The 12,991-nt window shown below is 62.8% G+C and carries 8 protein-coding genes; 2 read left to right on the top strand and 6 right to left on the bottom strand.

Annotated elements, in window-relative coordinates:
• The 6 genes from APH36_RS21550 to APH36_RS21525 form a co-directional block, all read right to left on the bottom strand.
• Window positions 1–625: sensor histidine kinase KdpD (locus tag APH36_RS21550; protein ID WP_060500152.1), on the bottom strand; the 625-nt coding region annotated here is incomplete at its 3' end.
• Window positions 622–2,229, bottom strand: a complete 1,608-nt coding sequence (locus APH36_RS21545; protein WP_060500151.1) for a tetratricopeptide repeat-containing response regulator — start codon at window positions 2,227–2,229, stop codon at window positions 622–624. The genes APH36_RS21545 and APH36_RS21550, both read right to left, overlap by 4 nt.
• A gap of 159 nt (window positions 2,230–2,388) precedes the next feature.
• Window positions 2,389–5,106, bottom strand: a complete 2,718-nt coding sequence (locus APH36_RS21540; protein WP_060500150.1) for a LuxR C-terminal-related transcriptional regulator — start codon at window positions 5,104–5,106, stop codon at window positions 2,389–2,391.
• A gap of 346 nt (window positions 5,107–5,452) precedes the next feature.
• Window positions 5,453–6,817, bottom strand: a complete 1,365-nt coding sequence (locus APH36_RS21535) for a DUF1329 domain-containing protein (protein WP_060500149.1) — start codon at window positions 6,815–6,817, stop codon at window positions 5,453–5,455.
• A 25-nt stretch (window positions 6,818–6,842) separates the two neighbouring features.
• Entirely contained in the window at window positions 6,843–8,726 is a 1,884-nt protein-coding gene (locus APH36_RS21530) for a DUF1302 domain-containing protein (protein WP_060500148.1), read from the bottom strand.
• Between the two features lie 332 nt (window positions 8,727–9,058).
• Window positions 9,059–10,741, bottom strand: coding sequence for a fatty acid--CoA ligase (locus APH36_RS21525; RefSeq protein ID WP_060500147.1), 1,683 nt, complete (start codon window positions 10,739–10,741; stop codon window positions 9,059–9,061).
• Between the two features lie 219 nt (window positions 10,742–10,960).
• Between APH36_RS21525 and APH36_RS21520 the strand changes: the two genes are divergently transcribed.
• Together APH36_RS21520 and APH36_RS21515 are read left to right on the top strand one after the other, a co-directional pair.
• Window positions 10,961–11,926 (top strand): 2-hydroxyacid dehydrogenase, encoded by a 966-nt coding sequence (locus APH36_RS21520; RefSeq protein WP_060500146.1) that lies wholly within the window; start codon window positions 10,961–10,963, stop codon window positions 11,924–11,926.
• A 53-nt stretch (window positions 11,927–11,979) separates the two neighbouring features.
• On the top strand, window positions 11,980–12,978 hold the full coding sequence (locus APH36_RS21515) for a class I SAM-dependent methyltransferase (RefSeq protein WP_060500145.1): 999 nt from the start codon (window positions 11,980–11,982) through the stop codon (window positions 12,976–12,978).
• The last annotated feature ends 13 nt before the right edge of the window (window positions 12,979–12,991 follow it).

Raw genomic sequence — 12,991 nt, 5'->3', positions numbered from 1 at the left:
GCACCCCGCCGCTTTCATGCAACGCCGCAATCCGCGCCGCAAAATACAGCCCCAGGCCGGTACTGCCGCTGGTCGAGTCGATGCCCTGGATGTACTCCTCCTGGCGCTCGAGCATGTGTTTTGGATAACCCGGGCCATCATCGTTCACGCAGATGGCCAGCTGGTTGTCGGCCTCTTCGATCGTGATCAGCAAAGCGTGCCCGGCATAGCGGGTGGCGTTGGTGATGACGTTGGCGATCACCGAGGCCACCAGTTCGCGGTCGAAGAAACCCAGCGGGTTGTCGGTGTCGATGCGCCAGGTGGCGAGGATGTCGTTGTGCTTGAGCACTTCCTGGTGCGCCGCCAGCTGAGCTTCGATGAAATCGTCCAGTTCGTGGTAGTCCGGGCACACCGGCAACTGGTTGATACCCAGTTTGTACAGGCCCAGCAACTGCACCAGCATGCCGTTGAGGTGGCGAAACTCATGCTCCATGATGCCCTGCTCGGCACCACCGCGCAGCGCTTCGGGCAGGCGTTCTACCCACTGGTTGTGGGACTGGATCAGCGCCGACAACGAACTCTTGAGGTCGTGCACGGTGGAGGCGATCACCGTGGAAAAATCCAGCCCCTGATTGTCTTGATTCATGCGCCGAACACTCGGATGTGCAGTTTGCGGTAACGGTCATAGCGATTGTCGCTGGCAGGGATACCGGCCACGCTGGTCAAGGCGTCCTGGCATTCCTGCATGATCGCGGGCTGAGGGTTGTCACCGCCAATACGCAGCAGCGCCTGGGCGGTGTTGAGGGCGATGCTGATGTTCTTCGGCTGCATACCCAGCGCCTTGCGGAACAGTTGCAACGCCTCGCCAAGCTGCCCTCCTTGGTAACTGCGCACACCCTGGCGATTGAGGGTGACCGCTTCGGTAATGGCGTTGAGCACCGTGGGGTCGTCGGTCAGCTTGCCCACTTTCTCCATGACCTTGGGGTCATCACCATAACTTTCCACACAGCTTTTCAGCACGCCGATGGCGGCAGCTTCCTGCCCCATTGCCTGCAACTGTGCGGCAACGGTCAGGGCCGAATCGACCGAAAAAAACTGGTTCATCTTGTCCAGGCGCTGGATCGCCTGCTCGGTCAGCTTGGCAGCCGTTTCCGGGTCGCCCGCCTGCTGCAGGCTGGCGGCTTTCATCATCCGCGCACGCACCTGCAAACCCTGGTCTTCGGGGTTTTCCTTGGCCACTTCGCTGAGCGTGGTGTTGATCTCGACCCGGGTACGGGCGTCCAGACCGAAGCCTGCATTCTTGCTCATCAGGGCCTGCACCAGGCCCAGGTTGTTTTCGGCGTCCTTGTAGCGCGAGCTCTGCCCTTGGTTCACCGCATGGCGGAACGCCTTCGACGCGCTCTCGAAGTCTTCGTTTTCCAGCGCCAGCTTGCCCAGTGTCGACTGCCGACGCACCGACAGTGGCGACAGGCGTACCGCCTCTTCCAGCAGGTTTTGCGCACGTCGGGTATCGCCCTGCGCCACCAGCACTTCGGCCATGCCGTCGTAAAGCCCTGGCATGATCGGGAACGCCTTGAGTGCCTGCTCGTACACGCCCTGGGCCTGGGCATTCTGGCCGCGCTTGTGCATCAGGGCGCCCAATGCAGCGTACACCCACGGCTGCGGGCGACTGGCCAGGATGGCCTTGAGGAACTTTTCCAGCTCCTCGAAGCGGTTGAGGTTGCGCAAGGCATCGGCCCGGTAGCGCAGACACAGGGGTGCCAGGCGCGGGTCCTTCTTGCACAGTTCGGCACAAGCCGCCAGCACTTCAGCCGGGCGACTGCGGTCCAGGGCCTGAAGAATCGGCTTGAGCAAGGTTTTGCGCTGATACAGCTTCTCGACGCGCTGGGCCAGGCCAACCCGGTTGAACGGTTTGGTCAGGTAGGCATCGGGCTCGTGCTCGATGGCACTGAGGACAATGGCTTGGCTGCTCTCGGCCGTGACCATGATGAACACGCACTCATGGCTGATGTGCTTGTCGATGATCAGGTCTTCGAGCACCTGTTGACCGTTCTTCTTGCCATCACCCAGGTGAAAATCCTGCAGGATGAAGTCATAGCGTTTCTGCGCACACATGCGCAGCGCCTGCTCGCCGCTGTCAGCGGTGTCCACGTCGCGCACGCCCAACTCGCGCAGCATGGAACGGGTCGACGTGCGAAAGTCGGTAAAGTCGTCGACGATCAGAAAGCTTTTTTGCCCGTACTGCAGCATCAACACGACCTGCCTTGGAATGATTGAAAAATCGCGCGAGGCGATGCCACCGATCGCTGTATCGGCAGCCGGTCGGGAAAGATGAGGGTAGCGCATTGGCGGCCACAAACCATGGCCTCAGGCCATCACTTTAGCGGGCAACGACCGGCAGGGCCAGCATCATGCCAGCAACCCCAGGGATTTGGCCTTGGCCACCGCCTGCGTACGCCGCTCGACGCCCAGCTTACTGTTGATGTGGCTGGCGTGGGTCTTGACCGTGTGCAGGGAAATGAACAGCCGCTCGCTGATCTGCTGATTGGAGCACCCCTGAGCGATCAGTTCGAGCACAGCCAGCTCACGGCCACTCAACGTCTCGCCGCTGCCCGTGCTGGCGCTTGGCAGCGGTGGCAGGCGCTTGAGCAGTTCGGCCTGAACCGGGCACGCGGCACCTGCCTGCAGTTGCTCGTGAAGCCATTGCGGGTGTTTTTCCAGCAGTGGCTGGAACGGTTGCAGCACGCCGCCACGGGCGGCCTCAAGCAAGCCTGGCAGCAACTGCGCGGCCTGCCCTTCGCGGCCTTCGTCCATCAGCAGGGAGAGCCATTGGCACAGGGCGCTGACGGTGAGCATCATGCCGCCACTGGCCTGCCCGCGCTCGACCAGGCTGGCCAGGCGTTGCACGGCGTCGTCGCCACGTAACTGGATACGCTCGAGCAGCGCCTGCTGCAGCGCAATGTGCAACGGCAGCAGTGGGTGGAACTCCGGTGCTGCCGCTGGCTGCTCACCGCCGTAGGTCTGGCCCAGGCGCAGCAGCCACGACTCGGCCAGGTCGGTGCGCCCCTGGGCCAGCCAGAGTTCGCATTTGACCAGGGTAATCATGGCCAGGTAGTAAACCGGGGGCACGTCCCAGATATGCATCAGGCGCTCAGCCTCGGCCAGTTCGGCAAAGGCCTCGGCAAAGTGCCCTTCCCGCCCATCGAGCGTGGCGATCACGCAATGGCCGATGAGCACACTGATATCCCGGCAGGCCCGTGCCTCGCCCAGCCCCGCGCGCAACCGCGCACGGCCCTGGGCAGGCTGCAGGCGCGAAACCAACAGATAGCCTTCGTAAAGCGTCAGGCGTGCGCGCACGGCATACAGCCGCTGTGCCGAAAGCCCTTGCAGGCGTTGCAGCCCTTGGCGCACTTCGTACAGCGCCCGCAATACTTCGCCACGGGCGTGCAGTACACGCGCCCGGTCGTAATGGGCCAACGCCTCGAACAACGGGTTGCCGACTCGCTGGGCCAGCTCCAGGGCTTCCCGGTTCCAGCCGCGGGCCCGCCAGAAATCACCATCGGCGATGGCCAGGTTGGACAGCATCGAGAGGCACACCAGGCGCTGGCCATAGCGCTTGCTTGGCAGGCTCTGCAGCGCTTCGCTGCAATAGGCCAACGTGCGCTCGCGGTCACCACGGCCTCGGGCAATCACCCCACTCAGCGCCAGCCACTGGGCCAGCATCGACTTTTGCGCGGTCGCCGAAGGTGCGGGCAGGAAGCGGCTGAGGTAGCCGGCAAGCTCCTCGGCCGCGTCCAGTTGGCAAGCCAGGCCCAACGCCCAGCTGTACAGCACGATCAGCCTTGGCGTGCTGATCAACAGGCTGTCGGGCAAGTCCATCTTCCAGCGCAGCAACATGCCGACGTTCTGTTCGGCCAGCAGTTGCTCCTCGGACAGGCTCTGCACCAGGTCGGCGGCCACATCAAGGTGGCCGGCACGCAAGGCTTGCTCCACCGCCTCGTCCAGCAGGCCCTGGGCTTCGAACCAACGGCTCGCCCGCAAGTGCAAGCCGGCCAGCGGTTCGTTGGCCTGGCGACTGCGCAGCAAGTCGGAGAACAAGTGGTGATAACGGAACCAGTGGCCGTGCTCGTCCAGCGGCACCAGAAACACCTGGTGCGCCTGCAGGAAACGCAGGATCTCGGCGCTGTCGTGGCGGCCCCGCACAGCATCGCAAAGTTGGGCGCAGAAGCGCTCCTGGCACGCGGTTTCGTACAGGAAAGCCTGCACATCGGCGGGCAGCATATCGATGACTTCTTCGAGCAGGTAGTCGCGAATCAGCCCTTCGCCACCATGCAGCGCCTGGGGCAAGGCCTGCTCGTCGGCGCTGTCGCTGGCCGCCAGTTGCCAGAAACGCAACCCGGCCACCCAGCCATCACTGCGCTGGATAAGGTTGTCCAGGGCCTGGCCACGCAAGCCCGTGGGCTGGCGACCGATTACCGCCAGCGACTCTTCGGCGGTAAGGCGCAAATCCTGTTCGTTCAGCTCGACAAGCTGACGCGACAGCCGCAGGCGCGCCAGGTGCCAGTCCGGGCGCTGGCGACTGGTAACCAGCAGCACCAGGCCGGCCGGCAGGTGGTTGAGGAAGAACTGCAGGCAACGGTCAAGTACAGGCCCTTGGGCCAGGTGATAATCATCCAGTACAAGCAGCAAAGGTGTATCCGCTTGCAGGTACAACGCCAGCTCGTCGAGCAGGCCGTCAAGCCACTCTTCGAAGGCGAACGGCTGATGGCGCTGGCGCATTTTCAGCAAGCCCATGGCCTGGCCACCCAAGGCCGGGCAGTATTGCTGCAGCCCTTCGAGCAGGCGCTCAAGGAAGCGGCCTGGGTCTGCATCTCGCTGGCTCAGCCCAAGCCATAGGCTGCGCCAGTGTTCGGGCAGTGCCTCGCAAAACTCGATGGCCAGGGAGCTTTTGCCGAAACCCGCCGGGGCGTTGACCAGCAGCAGGCGACCGCCGAGGCCGGTGTACAGACGCTGGCACAGGCGCGGACGCGGCACATGCCCCTCCGGCAGGGGGGGCCGAAAGAAACGCCCGTCCAGCAGGCCCAGGGCCTGACTGGCGAATCCATGCGTACGGGACAGGTCTGTCATGGCCGGCTCGTTCTGGTTGGAAGATTACGGCGATATGGATGCTTGCGAGACTAGCCGGTAACGCAGCGCATTTGAAGATGATGGGCGCATTTGCCCCGGGAAAGACTGCGACAAAAAGCGACAAGGCTGATGGACAAGTGCTGGGGCGGGGGTTTGGGTGGGTATTCAGCAGATTTATTGCCTGTTCGGGCCTCTTCGCGGGCACGCCCGCTCCCACAAATCTTGTGCTGGTTTCGGCTACGGCGCAATCCTGTGGGAGCGGGCGTGCCCGCGAAGAGGCCGGGGCATGAAATGGAAACGCCCCGGCAAGCCGGGGCGTTCTGGGGATCACACGGAGTCTTTCAGGTTACCGAATACCCGACTGCCGCAGCGCTGCTGGCTGGAAGTCAGCCTTGCTGGCACTGAAGCCAAAGTCGTAGGCACGCTTTTCTTCGTTCTTCATGCCTAGGGCCAGGTAGCGCCCCGATTGCAGGTCGTAGATGGTCTCCAGGGTGTACCACGGTACCTCATTGTTGTAATACGGCTGGGAATGAGCTTCGGAAACGCGCCACAACTGGTTGCGACCGTCGTACTGGTCGATCACCGCAGCCTGCCAGGTGTCTTCGTCGATGTAGAAGTCACGCTTGGCATAGATGTGGCGCTGGCCTGGCTTCAGGGTCGCGACCACATGCCACACGCGGCGCAGCTCGTAGCGGGCAAGGTCCTGGTTGATGTGCCCGGCCTTGATGATATCGGTGTACTTCAGCTTGGGGTCGTCCAGCTTGAAGGCGTTGGAGGCGATGTACAGCTCTTTCTTGCCTTCCAGCTTCCAGTCGTAGCGGTCTGGCGCACCGTTGAACATGTCCAGGTTGTCGGAGGTACGCAAGCCATCGGCAGCGGTACCCGGGCCGTCATACGACACCTGCGGCGCCTGGCGCACACGGCGCTGGCCGGCGTTGTAGATCCACGCCTTACGCGGTTCCTTCACCTGATCGAGGGTTTCGTGCACCAGCAGCACGGTACCGGCCAGGCGCGCAGGAGCGGTCACTTCCTGCTTGAAGTAGAACAGGATGTTGCCCGGGTTGTTCGGGTCGTAATCCTTCATCTTGTCGCGGAAGACGAACTGGTCGGAGAAGTACACCGGGTTGAACGAGCCGTTCTGCTGTGGCGTGGCCTGGGTCACCAGGCGGCTGACGCTGCCACCGCGGTAGCGGGTAATGTGGTTCCAGATCACCTCCAGGCCGCTTTGGGGAATCGGGAACGGCACGGCCGTGCGGAAGTTGTTCAGGCCGTTGCCGCCTTCCACCAAAGTGGTCTTGGTGGCGTTTTCCTTGATGGCCGCAAACACATCAGCCGGGACGGTCGAGCCGCGATGGGTTTTGAATACTGGGATCTTGAAGGTGTCCGGGTAGCGCTTGAGCATGGCCAGTTGGCCTGGCGAAAGCTTGTCTTTGTACTGCTCGGCGTTCTGCGCGGTGATGGTGAACAGCGGCTTCTCGCTGCCATATGGATCGGACAGGAAGCCCTTGCCGTCGACACTGCCTGCGCTCTTGGACAACGGCTCCCAAGGGCCGATCGAGCCATCGGCGTTACCGGCCTTTTCGGCGCCCATCGGGGTCAGGGTACTGCCCAGCTTGGCCGCCTCGTCGGCGGATACCGCAGCCATCACGCTGGTCGCCAGCAGGGACAGGCCCAGTACACCGGCTTGCAGCAGACTTTTGGTCTTGTTCATGTCGTGTCGTCCTGGATCTGTGTGCTTAGAAGTTCACGCCGAAGCTGAGGGCGACGAAGTCGCGGTCATCCACGGTGGTGTACTTGCCGTCAAAGAAGTTGGTGTACGACAGGCTCGCCGTGTAGGTGTTCTGGTACTCGGCGTCCAGGCCCAGGCTGACCGCCTTGCGGCCCTCCTCGAAGTTACCGCCAGGGCCTGGCGAGTAGCCGGAGACATCATGGGACCAGGCCACGCTCGGCTTGAGGTTGACCCCGGCGAATACGTCGTTGTAGTCCCAGATAGCGCGGGCGCGGTAGCCCCAGGAGGTGCTGGTGGTGAAACCATCGCTGTTGCAGTTGCGCGACAGGTTGGCGGTAGAGCTTCCCAGGCCGGAGCCATTGATAGTGGAGCCGTTGAGCACCGTACACATGCCACCGGGCAGTTCGCCAGGACCGTAGACCGGGTCACGACCATAGCGTGCCTTGCTGGTGCTCTCCAAGCCGCCTACATGGGTAACACCAACTTCGCCCACCACGGTGAGCCGGCTGGCGCCCATGACCTGGTCGAAGAAGTGGGTAAAGGTAGTCTGGAACTGCGTGATCTCCTTGCGCTTGTAACCATGCAGGTCCTGCCCCGGCGTACCTTGAAGCACGGAGGCATTGCCGAAACCAGTCAGGGGCGTAACGCCAGCAAAGAGGATATCGGTAGAGTTCAGCTGCACCGGCGCATTGGGGCGGTAGCTAAGTTCACCACTCCAGGCAGTACCGGTTGGCAGAGTTGTGGAGAAGCTCAAGCCGTACAGGCGAATATCCTCAGGATACTCGACGAAGTACTGAGAGTTCCCCGCAATGAGCAAGGGGCGAAGCCCCGAAAGCGCTGTCGGCGTGAGGCTGTTGGCAAACGCGAATGCGGCCGGGGAAGCACCGGTCGCACTGAAGATCGGCGCGCGACTGTGGTAGTTCATGAAGTACGCACCAAACTCGGTATCCAGCGGCTCGAACATATAGCGGAAAGCCACACCGAACTGGCCACTGTCGCGGGCATCACGATCAGCACCACGCCTTACCAGCACCCCCTCTTCGTTGTAGTTGACATTGTTGGCGGCAAGCACGCCCCTGGCGATTGCGGGCAGTGCGTTGAGGGTTCGGCTACTGCTCAGCACACGCAGGTTGTCGGTACAGCCGTCGGCAATGATGTCCGGCTGCGAGAAGAAGGTGCCGCAGTTGTCGACAACCGTCTGGTCCCATTCGATCTGGTAGAAGGCCTCGGCCGACAGGTTGTCGGTCAGGCTTTGCGACACATAGAACATGTTGACCGGAATCAGGCCTTCCTTGATTTCGGCCCCCGGACGGCGAAATGCCGATACGTCGATGGGGTTGATCGAGTTGATACCGCCGCCGATGAAGGTACTTTCACCCCAGCTCACCACCTGCTTGCCCAGGCGCACCGAGCCTGGCTGATCGCCGATGGAGTAGTTGTGGTAGACAAAGGCATCGAGCAGTTCGGCGCCAGACGACTTGGCGCCCTCCTTGCGGTTGGAGTCGCTGATGTCCTTGAACTCACGGCTTTCGTCCTTCAGTTCGAAGTCGTACCAGTACTTGCCGCGCACGAACACACCGGTATCGCCGTACTTGAGCTCCAGGTCATGGATGCCCTTGAAGATCTTCGAGAAGGTTTCGCCCTTCTTGAAGTTCAGGTGGCCATCGTCGGAGGTCTGCGACAGGCCCTTGCCGCCGTTGTTGACACCGATCAGGTTCTTGTTGGGGTTGGCCGTCGACCAGCTGGCGCCGATGGAGAGCGAGGAGTCGAACTGGCCTTCGATTTCACCAATGTTGAAGCTGACAGCGAAAGCAGGACTTGCGAGCGTGGAAGCAAGGCTGACGGCCAAGGGCAACTTGGCCCGGCGCCAGAACAGGTTTGCAGATTTCATCGACGCTACTCCATGTACTTTTTTGTTATGGCAGTGAGTCCTTTCAAGAACGGCCCGAGCGACCGGTTTGCAGGTTTGCACCTGCGACGACACGGCTTGCGCGTGTCGCCCTCCCCCATTCCTGAAAATCCCCTGGCCCCGACTATAGCCAGCAAGGCACAGGCGCTTGATCCCTCTAAAGTGTGATTTGCGCTCCATGCCGCCAACTCGCTGCATTGTTGTCCCGGTTGCGGGCTGGCAGTGCTAAAGGATGGCGCATTTCAGCCGTTTGGCAAGGCGTGAAGGCCTCTAGCGTGCGGGTCGCGTTCTGGCGTTCGCGACCCGCACGGCGGTTACAGCGTGGACAGGAAAGCGCTGTTGCTGGCTTGCCACTGGACGATGTCCTGGCGGATGCGTTTCTTGTCGAGCTTGCCGACACTGGTCTTGGGAACTTCAGTAACAACGGCGATCTGGCTAGGGATCGCCCACTTGTTGATGTGCCCTTGCTCGACGAACGGCTTGAGGTGTTCCTTGAGCGCCTTGGCATCGATGGCCTGGCCGTCGCGCACCACCAGCAGGGCAAACGGCCGCTCGCCCCACTGCGGGTCGGCCACCCCGACCACCGCCACTTCACGTACAGCCGGGTGGCGGCTGATCAGGTCTTCCAGATCGAGCGAGGAAATCCACTCGCCACCGGTCTTGATCACATCCTTGATACGGTCACGGATGTCGATGTAGCCCATGCCGTCGAGGGTGGCGACGTCACCGGTGTGGAGCCAGCCGCCCTGCCACAGCTCCTCGCTCTTTTCCGGCTCCTTGAAATACCCCATGGTCAGCCACGGCGCACGCAGCACCAACTCGCCCTGGGTCTCGCCATCGGAAGGAAGGAAGTTGCCGTCGCCATCGACAATCGCCGCTTCGACCAGTGGCACGGGCACGCCGGCCTTGATGCGGTAGGTGATGCGCTCGTCTTCACTGCCAGCCTGCAACTCGTCGTTAAGGTGCGCGGCGGATATCAGCGGGCAGGTCTCGGACATGCCGTACGCTGCGGTTAGCTGGATACCCCGGGCCAGGGCTGCCTGGTAGAGCGAACGGTTGAGCGCGCTGCCGCCGATGATGATCTTCCAGCCGCCGAAGTCCTGGCCCTGCGAGGTCGGGCAGTTGAGCAGCATCTGCAGAATGGTCGGTACGCAATGAGAGAAGGTGACCTTCTCCTCGCGCCACAGCTTGACCAGCATGTCTGGCTCGTAGCGCCCGGGGTACACCTGCTTCATACCGAGCATGGTGGCGGCGTAGGGAATGCCCCAGGCATGCACATGGAACATCGGGGTAATGGGCATGTACACGTCGTTGCTGCCCAGCAGGCGCACGCTGTCGATACTGCCGGTGACCGAAGCCTCGGCCAGCGTATGCAGCACCAGTTGCCGGTGGGTGAAATACACGCCCTTGGGGTTGCCGGTGGTGCCGGTGGTGTAGAAGGTGGTGGCCACCGAATTTTCGTCGAAGTCGGGGAAATCGTAGTGCGGGCTGGCAGCGGCCAGCAATTGCTCGTATTCGCCCACCAGGTTGGGTAGCTCGGCGGTCTTGTCCGGGCCATCGGTCAGCAGCAGGGTCTTGTCGACGGTGGTCAGCTGCCCGGCAATACCCTGGTAGAGGCCGACGAAATCGCTGTTGACCAGCACCACGCGGTCTTCGGCGTGGTTCATGGTGTAGAGGATCTGCTCGGGCGACAGGCGCACGTTGATGGTGTGCACCACGGCGCCGATCATCGGGATGGCGAACATGCATTCCAGGTAGCGGTGGCTGTCCCAGTCCATCACCGCCACGGTGTCACCGGCCTTTACTCCGGCCTCGGTCAGCACATTGGCCAGGCGTGCGATACGTTCGTTGAGCTGTGGATACGTCAGCCGCAACTGGTCGCGATAGACGATTTCACGGGTCTTTTCATAGCGGCTGCCAGACATCAGCAGGCGCTTGATCAGCAGTGGGTAGGCGTAGGCGCCCTCGGCGGGCTTGATGATGCGGGTCTGCAACATGGGTATCCCTTTTCTGAAAAGCGAGCCGGACAAGTCTGACAACTACTGTAGTGCCGCAATGTGACGGCTAAATCAGCCGAAGGAATGATTTGCGAGCCAAAGGTATGAGTGGCAGGCGTTGACGGGCGGTAACCCCGGGCTAGACACTGCGCCTGTAGACGCGGGCGTGCCCGCGAATGGCCATAACACCAATATCCCGCCCAGCCACCGGAGCCCCCCATGCCCAGCCCGCGTCGCGCCGTGTTTCTTGATCACCACTCCCTGGACCTTGGCGACCTCGACCTTTCGCCCCTGAAGCAGCAGTTCGATGAATTCGAGCTGTTCGCCGCCACCCGTCCCGACCAAGTGGCAGAGCGCCTGCAAGGCGCGGTGGCGGTGGTCAGCAACAAGGTAATGCTCGACGCTGCGACCCTGGCCGCAAACCCGCAACTGAAGCTGATCCTTGTGGCCGCCACCGGCACCAACAATGTCGACCTGGCAGCGGCGCGCGCCCAAGGCATCACCGTCTGCAACTGCCAGGGTTACGGCACACCGTCCGTCGCACAGCACACCCTCGCCCTGCTGCTGGCCCTGGCCACCCGACTGTGCGACTACAACCAGGCAGTAGCCGACGGCCAATGGGCCAAGGCCAGCCAATTCTGCCTGCTGGACTTCCCCATCATCGAGCTGGAGGGCAAAACCCTCGGCCTGCTCGGTCACGGCGAGCTCGGCGGCGCGGTGGCGCGGCTGGCCGAGGCCTTTGGCATGCGGGTACTGAGCGGGCAGATTCCCGGCCGCCCGGAACGTGACGACCGGCTGCCACTGGACGAACTACTGCCGCAAGTGGACGCCTTGACGCTGCATTGCCCACTGAACGAGCACACCCGGCATATGCTCGGTGCCCGCGAACTGGCCCTGCTCAAGCCCAGTGCGCTGGTGGTCAACACTGCCCGTGGCGGCCTGATCGACGAACAGGCGTTGGCCGACGCCCTGCGCCAAGGCCACTTGGGCGGCGCGGCCACCGATGTGTTGAGTGTGGAGCCGCCGGTCAACGGCAATCCGCTGCTCGAACCGGGCATCCCGCGCCTGATCATCACCCCGCACAGCGCCTGGGGTGCGGTAGAGTCGCGCCAGCGTATCGTCGGCCAGCTCAGCGAGAACGCCCAGGCCTTCTTCGCCGGGCAGCCACGCCGCGTGGTCAGCTGAGCCCGGCGCCCGCCTCTGCTACACTGCGCCACTTTTTCCAGGAGGCGTCGTCCATGGACCCGCGCAGTGAAGTGTTGCTCCGCCAGGCAGAGCTGTTCCAGGGGCCGCTGCTGATCGCTGGCGCCCCCGCCGACGGCCTGCTCGCCCAATTGCCTCAGGCCAAGGCCTGGACTTGGCACGCCGGCGATCAGGCCATGCTCGACAGCCGCTTCGCCGGCCGCAGCCATTTCGGGGTCGAGCCGCCTGAAATGGCATTCGACAGCGCCGTGCTGTTCCTGCCCAAGTCCCGTGAGCTGGCGGCCTACCTGCTGAATGCCCTGGCATCGCGCCTGGCCGGTCGTGAGCTGTACTTGGTCGGCGAAAAACGCGGCGGCATCGAAGGCGCGGCCAAGCAGCTACAGGCCTTTGGCAAACCGCGTAAGCTGGACAGCGCCCGCCACTGCCAGCTATGGCAAGTGACCATCGAGCAGGCACCCGAGGCCAAGCCACTGGCAAGCCTGGCCGAGCACTTCGAGCTGGCGCTGGAAGACGGCCCTTTGCAGGTGGTCAGCCTGCCGGGCGTATTCAGCCACGGCCGCCTCGACCGCGGTACTGCCCTGCTGCTCAAGCACCTCGACGGTCTGCCAGTCGGCCATGTGCTGGACTTCGGCTGCGGCGCAGGGATATTGGGCGCCACGGTCAAGCGCCGTTATCCACAAAGCCGGGTAACGCTGCTGGATGTGGACGCCTTCGCGGTAGAAGCCAGTCGCCTGACGCTGGCTGCCAACGGCCTGGAGGGTGAGGTGATCAGCGGTGATGGCATTGATGCGGCACCTGCCGATCTGAGCCTGATTCTGAGCAACCCGCCGTTCCATACCGGGGTGCACACCAATTACCAGGCCTCGGAGAACTTGCTAAAAAAATCTGCCGTTCATCTGCGAAAAGGTGGGGAAATGCGCTTGGTCGCCAACAGCTTCCTGCGCTACCAACCGCTGATCGAAGGGGCACTGGGCAACTGCCAGGTACGCGACGAGGCCGACGGCTTCCGTATCTACCGCGCAACCCACGGATAAAAAACAGCACTTG

The sequence above is a fragment of the Pseudomonas sp. NBRC 111133 genome, from assembly GCF_001320605.1.
Classification (GTDB): domain Bacteria; phylum Pseudomonadota; class Gammaproteobacteria; order Pseudomonadales; family Pseudomonadaceae; genus Aquipseudomonas; species Aquipseudomonas monteilii.
Note: the sequence above shows the minus strand (reverse complement) of the source record. Positions and strands in the feature narration are given on the sequence as shown.

Excerpts from the sequence above, each read along its gene's own strand:
- APH36_RS21545 (WP_060500151.1), bottom strand. The coding sequence starts at position 2,229 with ATGCTGCAGTACGGGCAAAAAAGCTTTCTGATCGTCGACGACTTTACC.
- APH36_RS21540 (WP_060500150.1), bottom strand. The coding sequence starts at position 5,106 with ATGACAGACCTGTCCCGTACGCATGGATTCGCCAGTCAGGCCCTGGGC.
- APH36_RS21535 (WP_060500149.1), bottom strand. The coding sequence starts at position 6,817 with ATGAACAAGACCAAAAGTCTGCTGCAAGCCGGTGTACTGGGCCTGTCC.
- APH36_RS21530 (WP_060500148.1), bottom strand. The coding sequence starts at position 8,726 with ATGAAATCTGCAAACCTGTTCTGGCGCCGGGCCAAGTTGCCCTTGGCC.
- APH36_RS21525 (WP_060500147.1), bottom strand. The coding sequence starts at position 10,741 with ATGTTGCAGACCCGCATCATCAAGCCCGCCGAGGGCGCCTACGCCTAC.
- APH36_RS21520 (WP_060500146.1), top strand. The coding sequence starts at position 10,961 with ATGCCCAGCCCGCGTCGCGCCGTGTTTCTTGATCACCACTCCCTGGAC.
- APH36_RS21515 (WP_060500145.1), top strand. The coding sequence starts at position 11,980 with ATGGACCCGCGCAGTGAAGTGTTGCTCCGCCAGGCAGAGCTGTTCCAG.